The following is a 14021-nucleotide window of genomic DNA, read 5'->3' as shown; positions in this document are numbered from 1 at the left end:
GAGAGGAAAATACTTGTGGCTTGAAAATCCCCAGTAAACAGGGGTTATGCCGTTTTTCTCAAAAGCTAATAACCAGAAAGTTATAACAATATTAGATATTTGCATTTCCGTTCCGGTGGGCTGCTCCCTAGCATGCGGGCAAAGAGGTCGGGAGACGCCGATCACCACCGAGGGGATATCCATGCAGTTCACGCGCACACCGATCCAACGCTTTCTACCCGTCGTGCTCGGAGCGGTGCTCGCCTTCGGCGCGGCCGGTGCCGCCCAGGCCGATGCGACCCTCGACAAGATCCAGCAGCGGCACAAGCTGGTGGTCGGCGTGCTGTTGTCCGGCGGCCCGTTCGGCTCCATCGACCCGGCGACCCAGGACCCCAAGGGGCTCAACGTCGACCTGGCCAATGCCCTGGGCAAGGACCTCGACGTGGCGGTGGAACTGGTCGCGGTATTGCCGGCCAACCGGGTGCAGTTCCTGCAGCAGGGCAAGGTCGACCTGCTGATCGCCAACATGGAATGGACCGCCGAGCGCGACACCCTGCTGGGGCATGTGCCGACGCCGTTCTACAAGGTCGGTGGCACCGCGGCGGTGCCGAAGGAAAGCAAGATCACCCGCTGGGAAGACCTCAAGGGCCAGCCGGTGTGCACTTCCCAGGGCAGCAGCTACGTCAAGCCGCTGACCGAGCTGGGCGCTGACCTCAAGGCCTTCAAGAGCTCGTCGGAGTCCTTGCTGGCACTGCGTGGCAACAACTGTGTGGCGGCGGTCCACGATGCGACGCTGATCAACCCGCTGCTCGCCGGCAATCCGGAGTGGAGGGACTACCGGGCGCTGACGCCGGAACTCAACCCGGCGCCGTCGGTGATCTGGACCCGCCTTGGCGAGACCGACACCCAGAAGCGCCTCGACGGCGTGGTCCAGGGGCTGCATCGCAGTGGTTGGCTGATCGAGGCCGAGAGCCGCAACCACATCACCCCGGCATCGCCTGCGCTGGTGGAATTGCATAACCAGTTCAAGGGTTGAATCAAACACCTGATCGATCGTTCCCACACGCAGCCCGTGACACTGTGGGAGCGGGGCTTGCCCGCGAAGCTTTTGATCCAAAACGGACGCAGAGCGTCCAGTGAGGCATTCCCACGCAGAGCGTGGGAACGATCATCGAGATCATCAAGGAATATTTCACATGCTCAAATACCTCCCCGTCGCTCTGGCCCTCTGCGCCGGCCTGGTCCACGCCGATGCCACCCTGGACAAGCTCCAGCAGCGCCACAAGATCAGTGTCGGCGTGATCCTCAGCGGCCCGCCGTTCGGCACCATCGATCCGGCCACCGGTGCCCACCTGGGCTATAACGTCGAACTCGCCAAGGGCCTGGCCGAACGCCTCGGTGTCGAACTGGAAACCGTCTCGGTACTGGCGCCCAACCGCGTGCAGTTCCTGCAGCAGGGCAAGGTCGATGTACTGATCGCCAATATGCAGTTGACCGAAGAGCGCGCCGAGATCCTCGACTACGTGCCGACCCCCTACGAGGAAGTCGGCGGCGCCGCGCTGATCCGCAAGGGCGCCGGTATCAGCCGCTGGGAAGACCTCAAGGGCAAGCCGGTCTGCGTTTCCCAGGGCAGCAACTTCATCAAGCCGCTGCAGGAAACCTATGGCGCGCAGATCAAGGCCTTCCGCAGCCAGTCCGAATCGCTGCTGTCGCTGCGCGGCAACGGCTGCGTGGCGGCGGTGCACGTCAGCCCGACCATGCACAGCCTGCTCGACGAAGCGGAGTGGAGCGGCTACGAAATCCCCTTGCCCGACGACCTGATCCCGTCGCCGTCGGTGATCTGGGTGCGCAAGGGCGAGAAGGATACCCAGGCCCGTCTCGATGCCATCGTGCGTGACTGGCACCGTAGTGGCTGGCTGATCGAACTGGGCAAGCGCACCGGCATGCCGCCGTCCCAGGCCTTGCTCAAGCTGCATGAGCAATACCGTGCCGCCGCACCCCTGGCGACTGCGCAATGAGCACGTTGTTCACGCAGTTGCAGCAACTGCTGGGTGCCGCCCATGTGCGTGACGGCGCCGATGAATCGGCTTGGCTGAGCGACAAGCACCGGGTCTATCACGGCAAGGTGGTCGCCGTGGTGCACCCGGCCTCCACCGAGGAAGTCGCCGCGGTGGTACGTGTCTGTGCCCATCACGGCGCGCCGCTGGTGGTGCAGGGTGGCAATACCGGACTGATGGGCGCGGCGACCCCGGATGACAGCGGCCGCAGCGTGCTGGTGCGGCTGGACCGGATGAACCGCATTCGCCAGATCGATACCGACAACGACACTTTCACCGTCGAGGCCGGCTGCATCCTGCAGAACCTGCAGGACGCCGCGCGCCAGGCCGGGCGCCTGTTTCCCCTGAGCCTGGGGGCCGAGGGCAGTTGCACCATCGGCGGCAACCTCGGCACCAATGCCGGCGGCACCGGCGTGTTGCGGTATGGCAACACCCGCGAGCTGACCCTGGGTCTGGAAGTGGTCACCGCCGACGGTGAAATCTGGAACGGCCTGCGCGGCTTGCGCAAGGACAACACCGGCTACGACCTGCGTGATCTGTTTGTCGGCAGCGAAGGCACCCTGGGCATCATCACCGCCGCGACCCTCAAGCTGTTTCCCTTGCCGAAGGCGCAGAGCACCGCGTTGCTCGCGTTCGACTCGCTGGCGCAGGCGGTCAGCTTCCTGTCCCACGCCCGTGGCGGTTTCGGTGCCGATCTGACGGCCTTCGAACTGATGTCCGCGGCCTGCCTGGTGTTGCTGCGCGAGCAGTTCCCGGACGGCCCGCAGCCGTTTGCCGGGGGCGCGCAACCCTGGTACGCCTTGCTCGAACTGTCCGACAACCACAGTGCCGAACACGCCCGTGAGTCATTCGAACGCGTCCTCGGAGAGGCCTTCGAGGCCGGCCTGCTGGCCGATGCGCTGATCGCCGAAAGCCTGGCCCAGAGTGATGCGCTGTGGCAGTTGCGGGAGAACATGAGCGAGGCCCAGGCCCGCGAAGGGCGCAACATGAAGCACGATATCTCGCTGCCGATCTCGCGGATCGCCGAGTTTGTCAGCCGCACCGACGCCTTGCTGCAAGAGCACTTCCCCGGCGTGCGCAACCTGACCTTCGGCCATCTGGGCGACGGCAACCTGCACTACAACGTCGCGGCGCCCGTCGGCCAGTCGGTCGAAGCGCACATGGCCAACTACGGCGCATTGAGCGCCCTGGTCCATCGCAATACCCACGCCTTCGGCGGTTCCATCAGCGCCGAGCACGGCATCGGCCAGCGCAAGCGCGCGCTGCTGGCCGAGGTCAAGAGCCCGGTGGAGCTGGACCTGATGCGCCGGATCAAACAGGCCCTCGATCCTCGCGGGCTGCTCAACCCAGGCAAGGTGCTGCCATGACCGTTCAACTTTCCCGACGGGTGCAGAAAGTCTCGCTGTCGGCCAATGCCGCCGCCAAGTCCCAGGCCACCGCCCTGCGCGAGGCCGGGCGCGACATTCTCGACCTGACCACCGGCGAGCCGGATTTCGATACCCCCGAGCACATCAAGCAGGCGGCTTACGCGGCCATCGCCGCCGGGGCCACCAAATACACCGCCACCCCTGGCGTGCGGGCCCTGCGTGAAGCGGTGCAACGCAAGCTCAAGGGCGAGAACCGGCTGGACTATCCGTTATCCGCCATCGTCATCGCCAATGGCGCGAAACAGATCATCTTCAATGCCTTTGCCGCGACCCTGGACGAAGGCGACGAGGTGCTGGTGCCGGTGCCGTACTGGCCATCGTTCCCCGACAGCGTACGGATCAACGGCGGTGAGCCGGTGTTCGTGCAGTCAGGCCTGGGGCAGGGCTGCAAGCTGCGTCCGGCGCAGCTGGAGGCGCTGATCGGCGAGCGCACCCGCTGGCTGATTCTCAACAGCCCGGGCAACCCCAGCGGCGCGGTGTACAGCGCCGCCGAGCTGCAAGCCCTGGCCGAGGTGCTGCGTCGTCATCCCAAGGTGCTGGTACTGCTGGACGAGCTCTACGAACATATCCGCTTCGACGGCCAGCCGCCGCTCAACCTGCTGAATGTCGCGCCGGACCTGCAGGAGCGCTGCCTGCTGGTGGGCGGGGTATCCAAGACCTACGCCATGACCGGCTGGCGCATCGGCTTCGGTGCCGGTCCGCAAGTGCTGACCAGTGCCATGGCGGTCGTGCAGTCGCAGTCGGCGTCCGGCGCCTCGTCGGTCAGCCAGGCCGCGGCCCTGGCCGCCTATGAAGGCGGCCTGGCGTTTCTGCAACCGCAGGTGGCGGCCTATCGCGAGCGTCGCGACCTGTTGCTGGCGGCGCTGAAGAACGTCGACGGCCTGGAAGTGCTGACCCCCGAGGGCGGTTTCTTTGTCTTTGTCCGTTGTGCCGGGCTGATCGGTCGCCGGCGTCCGGACGGGCGTCTGATCGGCAGCGACAATGACCTGGTGGATTATCTGCTGGAAGAGGGCGTGGCCGGGGTCGCGGGTAGCGCCTATGGCTTGTCGCCATGGTTCCGCCTGTCGATCGCCACCGCCACCGACAGTGTCCGCGAGGCCGGCCGGCGTATCGCCGTGGCCTGTGCCAGGCTGGTCGAGGACCACGGCTGATGGAAATCTTTGTGCAATGGGCGGCGCACCTGGGCCTCAACTACCGCTTCCTGCTGGATGCCTATCAGCGTGGCAGCCTGGTCGACGGTGCCTGGACCACCATCCTCCTGTGCCTGCTGACCATTGTCGGCAGCCTCCTGGCGGGACTGGCCCTGGCGGCGATGCTCACCAGCGGCAACAAATGGCTGGCGCGCCCGGCGCGGGTGTTTGTCGAAGTGACCCGCAACACGCCGACGCTGGTACAGCTGTACTGCGCGTTCCTGGTGCTGAACATGCTGCTGACCCAGGCCGTCGGCGCGGCCAACCCGCTGACGCCGTTCGCCTGGGTAGTGATCGTGATTTCCCTGCACAAGGGTGCGTTTCACGCCGAAGCCCTGCGGGCCGGGATCGAGGCGGTGCCGGCGGTGACCCTGGAAGCCGCCAGCTCCCTGGCCTTCAGCAGCCGCCAGTTGCTGTGGAACGTGCAACTGCCGCTGGCCTTGCGCTTTGCCTTGCCGTCCCTGGTCAACAACCTGATCGACCTGGTGAAGATGACCGCCGTGGCCTCGGCCATTGCCGTTGGCGATATCACCTACGCCTCGATCATGATCTGGACCCAGAGCGACAACGTGCTGGAACTGATGGTCCTGATCCTGAGCTTTTTCGGTCTGCTGAGTTTTATCGTCAACTGTGTCGGCCGCTATCTCGAAGCGCGCCTGAGGATGCCCGGCTATGGCCATTGAATTGCCGGTTATCGAAGCGCTGTTGCGCTGGTCCCCGGCGTTGGCCGTGGGCTTCGGTCAGAATATCCTGATCAGCCTGCTGGCAATCGCCATCGGCTCGGTCCTGGGCCTGTTGATCGGCGCCCTGGGCCTCTCGCCGGTGCGTCTGCTGCGCTTGCCGGCGCGATTGTGGGTGCAACTGTTCCGCAATGCGCCGTGGCTGGTACTGATCTACTTCACCACTTATGTATTCCCGTTCGAAATCCATCTCGGCAGCTATTACCTGCCGTTTCCCGACTGGCTGAAAGTCACCATCGGCCTGGCCTTGCCGGCCAGTGCCAACGTCGCCGAGATCTTTCGCGGGGCGATCGGCTCGATTCCCGCCACCCAGTGGGAAGCGGCGCGCTCCCTGGCCTTCAGTCGCGGCCAGCTGTTTCGCTCGATCATCCTGCCGCAGTGCTTCAAGCGCATGCTGCCGCCGTGGATGAACCTCTATGCGGTGATCACCATGGGCACCGCCCTGGCTTCGCTGGTGGGCGTGCATGACCTGATCGACACCGCGCAGATCGCCAGCAACACCGTCAACCGCACCGGATTCACCGTCCTGATCTACTTCAGCGTACTGGCGTTGTTCTTCGCCTATTGCTACCCGATTTCCCGTCTGACCCAACGCCTGGAGCGACGTTATGCCTTCTACTGAAACGCTCGTCAGCCTGCGCGACCTGCACCTGTCGTTCGGTGCCAACCCGGTGCTCAAGGGCATCGACCTGGATGTCCAGCGCGGCCAGGCGGTATCGATTATCGGCCCGTCCGGCTCGGGCAAGTCGACCATCCTGCGTTGCATCACCGGGCTGCTCAAGCCCCAGCGCGGCAGCATCCGTGTCGGCAGCACCGAGGTGCACCAACTGCAACGCGAGGCCGAACTGATCGAGCTGCGCAAGCGGGTCGGCTTCGTGTTCCAGCAATACAACTTGTTCCCGCATCTGTCGGTGCTGGAAAACCTGCTGATCGCTCCGTGCAAGGTGCTCGGGCGCAGCCGCGCGGACGCCGAGCAGCAAGCCCGTCAACTGCTGGCCAAGGTGCGCATGGAGCACAAGGCCGAGGCCTTTCCCGGGCAGTTGTCCGGTGGTCAGCAGCAGCGGGTAGCGATTGCCCGGGCGCTGGCGATGCGCCCGGAACTGATCCTGTTCGACGAGGTGACCTCGGCCCTCGATCCGGAAACCGTCGGCGAAGTGCTGACGGTGATTCGCGAACTGACCGAGGAAGGCATGACCTGCGTGCTGGTGACCCACGAAATGCGTTTCGCCGAGGACATCAGCGACGTGGTGTATTTCACCGAGAACGGCCGGATCGTCGAGTCCGGCAGTGCCTACCAGATTTTCCAGGAGCCGCAGAGCGAACGCACCCGCGAGTTCCTCCGGCACGCCCTGGGCGACGTCAGCCGCCGCCCGGTGCAGGCCGACCCGTTCCGACTGAGCAATATCAGTCCCTTTAGCCTGTCCATCTGACCGTGATTCACCTGATAAGGAGCCTGCCCATGAGCACCACCGAACGCGCCAACGTGATCGAATCTTTCCTGGTGAAGATCCGCGCCATCCACCAGCGCGGCGTCGATCGCGCGGCACTGGAGCACATCGTCGCCCTGCTGGAAGAGCTGGCCGAGCGCCGCGACCTGTTCAATTTCGACGCTTTCCCGGCGCCCGTGGCGGGCGAGGGCAGCACTGCGTTCCGCTACCGCCTGAACGATGACGGCGAGACTCCGACGCTGTACCTCAACTCCTTGCTGCCGGGCAAGAACACCATCGCCCACAACCACGAGACCTGGGCGGTGATCAGCGCCATCGAAGGCCAGGAGCTGAACCGCGTGTACACCCGCAGCGACGATGGCTCCGATCCGAAGCGCGCGGTACTGGCGCTCGAACGTGAAGTGGTGGTGCAGCCCGGCACCTCGATCGCCTTCCTCGGCGAAGACCTGCACAGCATCCGCGTCGACGGCGAACAGGCCACCTTGCACTTCCACCTCTACGGTCGTCCGCTGGAGTCCCTCGAAGGCCGCTACGGCGTGCAGGACGATGGCACCGTCCTGAACTACAACAAGTCGCAGATGGCGCCTTCGATCAAGGCCTACGCATGATCGACTTCCACTACTGGCCGACGGCCAATGGCTTGAAGGTCGGCATCCTGCTCGAGGAACTGGGGCTGGAGTACCGCCAGCAAGCGGTGAATATCCGCACCGGGCAGCAGCGTGACGCGGCTTTCCAGCAGATCAGCGCCAATGGCCGGATCCCGGCGATTGTCGACCATGCACCGAGTACCGGCAGCGAACCGCTGAGCCTGTTCGAATCCGGGGCTATCCTCACGTACCTGGCGGACAAGAACGGACGTTTCGTCCCGGCGGCCGGCAGCGTCGAGCGCCAGCGGGTGCAGGAGTGGCTGTTCTGGCAGGTCGGGCACATCACGCCGTACCTGAGCCAGTGGCAACTGTTCCGGGAAAAGGCCCCGGAGCCGATCCCCTTTGCCCTCGACCTGTTGCAGGGCGAGGCCACCCGTTTGTATGAGGTACTGGAGCGGCGCCTTTCCCAACGGGCGTTCGTCGCGGGTGACTACAGCATCGCCGACATGGCGATCTTTCCGTGGATCCAGCCACAACGCCAGGGCTTCGATCTGGTCGACTACCCGGCGATCGGCGCCTGGCGTGAGCGGATCAAGGCCCGTCCGGCCGTGCAGCGGGCCTATGCCCGCGGCCGCGAGCTGGCACCGGCTGAACGTTCACTGGTGCTGGAATGACTTCTTTATCCCGAGGCGAGGCTTTCGTGAGCACAACCATTACCCCGGCACAGTTGCAGACGTGGCTGTTCGATGGCCGGGAAATCGCCCTGTTCGACATTCGCGAGCACGGGCAATACGGCTCGGCGCACCTGTTCCACGGCGTGCACCTGCCCTATAGCCGCCTGGAGCTGGAAGCCCGGCGGCTGGCGCCGAATCCGACGGTACGCCTGGTGATCTACGACCAGGACGGCGGCGAGCTGTCGTTGCGGGCTGCCCGGCGGCTGGCCGAACTCGGCTACAGCCAGGTGCACCGCCTCGAAGGCGGCGCCGAGGGTTGGCAGGCTGCCGGCCTGCAGCTATTCGCCGGCGTCCATGTGCCGTCCAAGGCCTTTGGCGAGCTGGTGGAAGAAGCCTGCCATACCCCGCATATCAGCGCCGGCGAGCTGGCCACCTGGCAGGCCGAGGGCAAGCCCCTGGTGCTGCTCGACGGCCGGCCGTTCGACGAATACCGCAAGATGACCATTCCCGGTTCGATCTGCTGCCCGAACGGCGAGCTGGGCTATCGCCTGCACGACCTGGTGCCGGATGAGTCGACTCCGGTGGTGATCAACTGCGCCGGGCGTACCCGCAGCATTATCGGCGCGCAGACCCTGATCAACCTGGGCGTGAAGAACCCGGTCTATGCCCTGGAGAACGGTACCCAGGGCTGGTTTCTCGCCGACCTGCAACTGGAGCACGGCAGCAGCCGGCGTTATCGCGACGAGGTGGCGCCGACCGGGCTGGAGCAGCAGCGCGAAGCGGCCCGGCAACTGGCGCGGCGTGCCGGCGTGCCGAGCGTCAGTGCGGCGCAGGTCAGTGCCTGGGCCGACAGCGGCGAGGGCAGCCTGTTTCTCTGCGACGTACGCAGTGCCGAGGAGTTTGCCCTGGGCAGCCTGCCCGGTGCGCAACACACTCCCGGCGGCCAGTTGATCCAGGCCACCGACCTGTATATCGGCGTGCGCAAGGCGCGGGTGGTGGTGTTCGACGGCGATGGCGTGCGTGCGCCGATCGTGGCCAGCTGGCTGCGTCAGTTGGGGCACGATGCGCGGGTGCTTGAAGACGGTCTGCACAGCGGCCTGCGGTTGCCGGTGGCGACACCGCCGCCGTTCCCGGAACTGCCGGCCATCGACGCGGCAAGCCTGTCGCGGGCTCTGGCCGAAGACAGCGTGGCGCTGATCGACCTGCGTCCGGGCATGACCTTCCGCAAAAGCCATCTGGCCGGTGCGCAATGGTCGATCCGTTCGCTGCTGGCGGCACAAGTGGCCGCCGAGACACGGCCGCTGGTGCTGGTCGCTGCCGATCTGGCGGTGGCGCAACTGGCGTTGCTGGAATTGCCGCTGGCCCAGCGCGCCCAGGCCCGTGTGCTGTCGGGAGATATCCCGTCCTGGCAGGACAACGGCCTGAAGCTGATCACCGATGCGTCGGCCTTGCCGGATGAGCAGTGCATCGACTTCCTGTTCTTCACCCATGACCGTCACTCCGGCAACAAGGACGCGGCGCGCCAGTACCTGGCTTGGGAAACCGGTCTGCTGGGGCAGATGACCGAGGCCGAGATCGCCAGCCTGAGCCCATTGGCACCGGCCGGCGCGCCGGTCGATGTGCGGACCCGCCTGGTCCACGCCGCGCGGACCCGCGAGGGTAGCGGGGCGCGGGCGGTGAATGTGCCGGTGACGCGTCTGAGCACGGTGCTGTTCGACAACCTGGCGCAGATGCGCGAGGCCCGTACCCGACGCGACAGCGAGCGGGTCTTGAGCTACGGCGCCCGTGGCAATCCGACGGCCTTTGCCCTGGAAGACCTGGTGACCGAGCTGGAAGGCGGTTATCGCACGCGGCTGTTCGGCACCGGCCTGGCGGCGGTGGCGCAGACGCTGCTGGCGTACCTGCGCCCGGGCGATCATGTACTGATCACCGATGGCGTGTACGGACCGGTACGCCGGCTGGCGAAGGAGTTTCTCGCGCCGTTCGGCATCGAGGTCGAGTATTTCCCGGCGGATGGCCGGGATCTCGAATCCCGGTTGCGGGCGACGACACGGATGGTCTACTGCGAGGTGCCGGGTTCGCTGCTGTATGAGTTGAGCGACCTGCCGGCGATCGTCGCCTTGTGCAAGCCGCGCGATATCCTGGTGGCGGTCGACAACACCTGGGGTTCGGCGTACCAGTACCGGCCGCTGGCACTGGGCGCGGATATCTCGATCATGGCCCTGACCAAGTACCTGGCCGGCCACAGCGATGTGGTGATGGGCAGCGTCTGCACCAACGAGGCCGCCTGGCAACCCTTGGCGCGCATGAGCGACAGCTTTGGCAACACGGTCAGTCCCGACGATGCTTTCCTGGTGCTGCGCGGTGCGCGGACCCTGGCGGCGCGGTTGGAAGTGCACCAGCGCCAGGGCCTGGAAATCGCCCGCTGGTTGCAGGCACAACCGCAGGTCCGGCAGGTCTTTCATCCGGCGTTGCCGGAGCATCCGGGGCACCTGGTGTGGCTGCGCGATTTTACCGGCAGCAACGGGCTGGTGTCGTTCGAGTTCGCCGAGGCCGATCCGGAGCAGGCCGAGCGCTTTATCGGCGCCTTGAGCCTGTTCGGGCTGGGGGCGTCGTGGGGCGGCTATGAAAGCCTGGTGACGCTGGCCGACCTGGAAGATCGCGAGTTCCCGGTACCGTCGCGCAACCCGGTGATCCGCCTGCATATCGGCCTGGAGGCCGTGGCATCGTTGATCGAGGATCTGCAACGCGGGTTTGCCGCGCTCTGAGGCCTATAGGCAATGATCGTTCCCACGCTCCAGCGTGGGAATGCCTCTCTGGACGCTCTGCATTCGCTCATTGTGACGCGGAGCGCCACGGGCTGCATGCCTTTGCTGCGCGTGGGAACGATCAGCTTCCAGTGTTATACCTCCCGACGCTGCCCCAGCACGCGCTTGACGCCTTCGAGCACCAGCACCACCACTGCCAGCCAGATCGGGATATAGGTCAGCCATTCCCCGGCGCGGATGCTTTCGCCCAGCAGCAGGGCGACGATCACCAGCAATACCGGTTCGACATACCCCAGCAGGCCGAACAGGCCGAACGCCAGCAAGCGGCTGGCCAGCAGGTAGCAGATCAATGCCGCCGCACTGATCACGCCCAGCAACGGAATCAGCACGTACAGCGAAGGTCGCCGGTCGAGCACGGCAAAACCCTGTTCGCCGTGCTGCACGAACCACCAGGCCACCGGCAACAGCAACGCCATGTCGAGCCACAGCCCACCCAGGTTGTCGGTGCCGTTGCGCCGACGCAGTACGAAGTACACCGGGTAACCGAGGGCCACCAGCAAGGTGGTCCAGGAGAAACTGCCCACCTGGTACAACTCGTTGAGCACGCCGCAAAGAGCCAGCAGGGCGGCGATGGTCTGGAGCCGCGAGAGCTTTTCGCCGTAGACGATACGCCCGGTCAGGACCATGGTCAGGGGCAGCAGGAAGTAACCGAGGGACACGTCCAGGCTGTGGCCGTTGAGTGGCGCCCAGAGGAATATCCACAACTGCACGCCGAGCATCGCCGAGGACAGCAGCAGCTTGGCCAGCAACACCGGCTGCTGGCGAATGCGGATGAAGATCGCCGGCACCCGCTTCCAGTCACCGGACAGCAGCATGAACACCGTCATGCAGGGCACGGTGAGCAGCATGCGCCAGCCAAAGATGTCCTCGCCGTTGAGCGGATCGAGCAAGGACGTGTAGAAATACATGATGGCGAACAGGCAGGACGCCAATACCGATAGAACAATGCCTCTGGACACAACAGCCTCACGGGTGGGCGAACATGGGTTTCTTATAGTCGACAGCTTGATACTTTGTAGCGATCGAGGCAAACCGGCCGGCCATTTTCCAGGCGCGGCCAGGGATCGGCGTCGCTTTCAGTGTGAAGGCGTGTCGCCCGTCTTGTGCTGACGGAACACCAGGGCCTTCAAGCCGCTTTCGACATCGCTGTCGGGAAACTCCGGCGGGTTGTCCAGGCGCTGTTCGAAGCGCAGGCTCGGCGCCTCGCGGGTGACGCCGTCGATCAGGAAGTCCGAACCCGTGGACGGGTCGTTCATGCAGGCCAGAACCGTGCCCTGGGCCGTGAGCAGTTCCGGCAGGCGACGCAGGACCCGCTGGTAATCCTTGGTCAGCAGGAAGCTGCCTTTCTGGAACGAGGGTGGATCGATGATCACCAGGTCATAAGGGCCGCTGTTGATCACCTTGCCCCAGGACTTGAACAGGTCGTGGCCGAGAAAGCTCACCTTGCCCAGGTCGTGGCCGTTCAGGCGGTGATTGTCGCGGCCACGGCTGAGGGCCGCGCGGGACATGTCCAGGTTCACCACATGCTGTGCGCCGCCGGCGATGGCCGCCACCGAAAAGCCGCAGGTGTAGGCGAACAGGTTGAGCACGCGCTTGCCCCCGGCGTTGGCCCGGACCCAGTCGCGGCCATAACGCATGTCGAGGAACAGGCCGTTGTTCTGCTTCTTGCCCAGGTCCACCCGGTAACGCAGGCCGCCTTCGGTCAGGGTCCATTCCTCGATGGCTTCGCCGAGCAGCCATTCGGCCGGGCTCAATGGCAGGTAGCGGTGTTGCAGCAACAGGGTATGGGCGCCACTGCCGGTCCAGGCCGCGGACTGGCTCAGTTCGCCCAGCACCCGCTTGAGTTCGGTCAACTGCTCGGGCTCCGGTTCCTTGAACAGCGAAACCATGACCACGCCCTGCAACCAGTCGACGGTCAGTTGCTCCAGTCCCGGCCAGCAGCGTCCGCGCCCGTGGAACAGGCGCCGGGTTTCGGCCGGGGCCGCCGCCAGGGCGTCGAGCAGGTGAGCGTGGAGGGTGGACAAGGCTTGGGGATTCATCGGGCAGGGTCGGCAATCTGAAAGGGCCGGCATTTTAACCCCATTCCTGCGTAAAAACGGTATCGACGAATCGCTGTCATTTGCCAGCGGCAGATGGTAAAAGCCCCTCCGAGTCGCGACATAGAGGGCTCTATCGTCAGCTTTCCGACCATTCCATTCGAAGATTTGAAGCATGAACCCAGGCAAAATCGCAGTAGGGTTGTCAGCCCTTTTGTTGTTCACCAGCGGCGCGACGCAAGCGCGCAGTCTGCTGGATCTTATCGCTCCACCGGCGCAGCACGAAAAACAGGCACACCGTTCCGGCTCCATCAGTCAGGACGCGGCACTCGACCTGTATTCCAGTCAGGAGCGCCAGCCCTCGTTCGACGGTTGTGCGCAGTTGTTCCCCAACGCCAGGCCGATCAATCCCGGTAGCGTGCCGGCGACGATGAAACCCCTGGCCCTGTGCTCCGACAACTTTGCCGTGCTCTATTCGCAAACCAGCAAGACCCCGCTGGTGGTGGTCGAACGCCTGAGTTCGGCGCAACTGAAGGACGCCAAGGGCGAGGAACGCACCAACCAGTTCTACCCGGACCCGCGTATTCCCAAGGGTGGTCGGGCCGAATTGAGTGACTACCGCAGCCAGCATCCGGCGGTGGACCGTGGGCATCAGTCACCGGCAGCCGATGCGCCGAGCCCGAATGCCATGGCCCAGTCCTTTGCGCTATCGAACATGGTGCCACAGGACCCGACCAACAATCGCAAGATCTGGAGCAAGGTCGAGGCGGATGTGCGCAAGTTCGCGATGCGCGCCAACGGCAATGTCTATGTGTTCACCGGTCCGCTGTTCGACGAGGGCCACGGCACCATCGGCGATAACCGGGTCTGGGTGCCGACCCGGCTGTTCAAACTGGTCTACGACAGTGCGTCCGGACGGGCCTGGGCTTATGTGCTGCCGAACGCAGAAACCGCCATCCAGCGACCAATGGACTACGCCACCTTCGTCAAGACCACCGGCCTGCGGCTGCTGGACAGCCTGCCGGTGTCGGGTTCGCTGGCCAAGGGGTAGTCGG

General features: G+C 65.0%; 13 protein-coding genes. 11 read left to right on the top strand and 2 right to left on the bottom strand.

All coding sequences use genetic code 11. The features are described 5' to 3' along the window. Positions 1-181: 181 nt before the first annotated feature. From HX851_RS42775 to metC, 10 genes are all read left to right on the top strand, one after another. Entirely contained in the window at positions 182-1015 is an 834-nt protein-coding gene (locus HX851_RS42775) for a transporter substrate-binding domain-containing protein (protein ID WP_177064028.1), read from the top strand. A gap of 160 nt (positions 1016-1175) precedes the next feature. Next, the gene (locus tag HX851_RS42770) at positions 1176-1997 is read left to right on the top strand and encodes a transporter substrate-binding domain-containing protein (protein WP_177063068.1); all 822 of its coding nucleotides are present in this window, start codon (positions 1176-1178) and stop codon (positions 1995-1997) included. Continuing rightward, positions 1994-3403, top strand: coding sequence for an FAD-binding oxidoreductase (locus tag HX851_RS42765; protein ID WP_177064027.1), 1410 nt, complete (start codon positions 1994-1996; stop codon positions 3401-3403). Before HX851_RS42770 ends, HX851_RS42765 begins: the two co-directional genes overlap by 4 nt. Then, entirely contained in the window at positions 3400-4614 is a 1215-nt protein-coding gene (locus tag HX851_RS42760) for an aminotransferase class I/II-fold pyridoxal phosphate-dependent enzyme (protein ID WP_177064026.1), read from the top strand. Before HX851_RS42765 ends, HX851_RS42760 begins: the two co-directional genes overlap by 4 nt. After that, a complete protein-coding gene (locus HX851_RS42755; protein WP_177063071.1) occupies positions 4614-5336 on the top strand; it encodes an amino acid ABC transporter permease in 723 nt (240 codons plus the stop codon). The genes HX851_RS42760 and HX851_RS42755 overlap by 1 nt, the downstream gene beginning before the upstream one ends. After that, positions 5326-6015, top strand: coding sequence for an amino acid ABC transporter permease (locus tag HX851_RS42750; RefSeq protein WP_177063072.1), 690 nt, complete (start codon positions 5326-5328; stop codon positions 6013-6015). The genes HX851_RS42755 and HX851_RS42750 overlap by 11 nt, the downstream gene beginning before the upstream one ends. Continuing rightward, positions 6002-6823: an amino acid ABC transporter ATP-binding protein gene (locus tag HX851_RS42745; protein ID WP_177063073.1), complete on the top strand. Its 822-nt coding sequence runs from the start codon at positions 6002-6004 to the stop codon at positions 6821-6823. Before HX851_RS42750 ends, HX851_RS42745 begins: the two co-directional genes overlap by 14 nt. A 29-nt stretch (positions 6824-6852) precedes the next feature. Next, complete coding sequence (locus tag HX851_RS42740; RefSeq protein WP_177063074.1) at positions 6853-7449, top strand: cysteine dioxygenase family protein; 597 nt, start codon at positions 6853-6855, stop codon at positions 7447-7449. Continuing rightward, on the top strand, positions 7446-8102 hold the full coding sequence (locus tag HX851_RS42735; protein ID WP_177064025.1) for a glutathione binding-like protein: 657 nt from the start codon (positions 7446-7448) through the stop codon (positions 8100-8102). The genes HX851_RS42740 and HX851_RS42735 overlap by 4 nt, the downstream gene beginning before the upstream one ends. 26 nt (positions 8103-8128) lie before the next feature. Next, on the top strand, positions 8129-10870 hold the full coding sequence (metC, locus tag HX851_RS42730; RefSeq protein ID WP_177064024.1) for a cystathionine beta-lyase: 2742 nt from the start codon (positions 8129-8131) through the stop codon (positions 10868-10870). A 134-nt stretch (positions 10871-11004) separates the two neighbouring features. On the opposite strand, the gene rarD is transcribed toward metC, so the two are convergent. Both rarD and HX851_RS42720 read right to left on the bottom strand, forming a co-directional pair. After that, positions 11005-11889, bottom strand: coding sequence for an EamA family transporter RarD (gene rarD, locus HX851_RS42725; RefSeq protein WP_177064023.1), 885 nt, complete (start codon positions 11887-11889; stop codon positions 11005-11007). A 117-nt stretch (positions 11890-12006) separates the two neighbouring features. Next, on the bottom strand, positions 12007-12969 hold the full coding sequence (locus tag HX851_RS42720) for a class I SAM-dependent methyltransferase (protein ID WP_177064022.1): 963 nt from the start codon (positions 12967-12969) through the stop codon (positions 12007-12009). Positions 12970-13141: 172 nt separating this feature from the next. On the opposite strand from HX851_RS42720, the gene HX851_RS42715 reads away from it, so the two are divergent. After that, the gene (locus HX851_RS42715) at positions 13142-14017 is read left to right on the top strand and encodes a DNA/RNA non-specific endonuclease (protein ID WP_177063079.1); all 876 of its coding nucleotides are present in this window, start codon (positions 13142-13144) and stop codon (positions 14015-14017) included. The last annotated feature ends 4 nt before the right edge of the window (positions 14018-14021 follow it).

This window comes from Pseudomonas gingeri (assembly GCF_013385635.1).
Classification (GTDB): domain Bacteria; phylum Pseudomonadota; class Gammaproteobacteria; order Pseudomonadales; family Pseudomonadaceae; genus Aquipseudomonas; species Aquipseudomonas gingeri_A.
This window is presented reverse-complemented; position numbering and strand designations above follow the sequence as displayed.

Coding starts and splice junctions, on each gene's coding strand:
- HX851_RS42775 (WP_177064028.1), top strand. CDS start 182: ATGCAGTTCACGCGCACACCGATCCAACGCTTTCTACCCGTCGTGCTC.
- HX851_RS42770 (WP_177063068.1), top strand. CDS start 1,176: ATGCTCAAATACCTCCCCGTCGCTCTGGCCCTCTGCGCCGGCCTGGTC.
- HX851_RS42765 (WP_177064027.1), top strand. CDS start 1,994: ATGAGCACGTTGTTCACGCAGTTGCAGCAACTGCTGGGTGCCGCCCAT.
- HX851_RS42760 (WP_177064026.1), top strand. CDS start 3,400: ATGACCGTTCAACTTTCCCGACGGGTGCAGAAAGTCTCGCTGTCGGCC.
- HX851_RS42755 (WP_177063071.1), top strand. CDS start 4,614: ATGGAAATCTTTGTGCAATGGGCGGCGCACCTGGGCCTCAACTACCGC.
- HX851_RS42750 (WP_177063072.1), top strand. CDS start 5,326: ATGGCCATTGAATTGCCGGTTATCGAAGCGCTGTTGCGCTGGTCCCCG.
- HX851_RS42745 (WP_177063073.1), top strand. CDS start 6,002: ATGCCTTCTACTGAAACGCTCGTCAGCCTGCGCGACCTGCACCTGTCG.
- HX851_RS42740 (WP_177063074.1), top strand. CDS start 6,853: ATGAGCACCACCGAACGCGCCAACGTGATCGAATCTTTCCTGGTGAAG.
- HX851_RS42735 (WP_177064025.1), top strand. CDS start 7,446: ATGATCGACTTCCACTACTGGCCGACGGCCAATGGCTTGAAGGTCGGC.
- HX851_RS42720 (WP_177064022.1), bottom strand. CDS start 12,969: ATGAATCCCCAAGCCTTGTCCACCCTCCACGCTCACCTGCTCGACGCC.
- HX851_RS42715 (WP_177063079.1), top strand. CDS start 13,142: ATGAACCCAGGCAAAATCGCAGTAGGGTTGTCAGCCCTTTTGTTGTTC.